A 253-nucleotide genomic window follows, 5' to 3' on the forward strand; every position below is an offset into this window, starting at 1 on the left:
TTCTTCGAATCCACCTAAAAACTTTGGTTAAGTCCTCGACCGATTAGTATTGGTCCGCTCCATCTATCACTAGACTTCCACTTCCAACCTATCTACCTGATCATCTTTCAGGGGTCTTACTCACTAACGTGATGGGAAATCTCATCTTGAGGGGGGCTTCACGCTTAGATGCTTTCAGCGTTTATCCCTTCCACACATAGCTACCCAGCGATGCTCTTGGCAGAACAACTGGTACACCAGCGGTGTGTCCATC

1 rRNA gene is annotated in these 253 nt (G+C 47.4%); it reads right to left on the reverse strand.

Annotated features, from left to right (window positions below):
• Positions 1-23 precede the first annotated feature (23 nt).
• Positions 24-253: ribosomal RNA gene (locus ACEN36_RS13175) — 23S ribosomal RNA — on the reverse strand; the annotation flags it as partial.

Source organism: Desemzia sp. FAM 23989 (assembly GCF_045528345.1).
GTDB lineage: Bacteria > Bacillota > Bacilli > Lactobacillales > Carnobacteriaceae > Desemzia.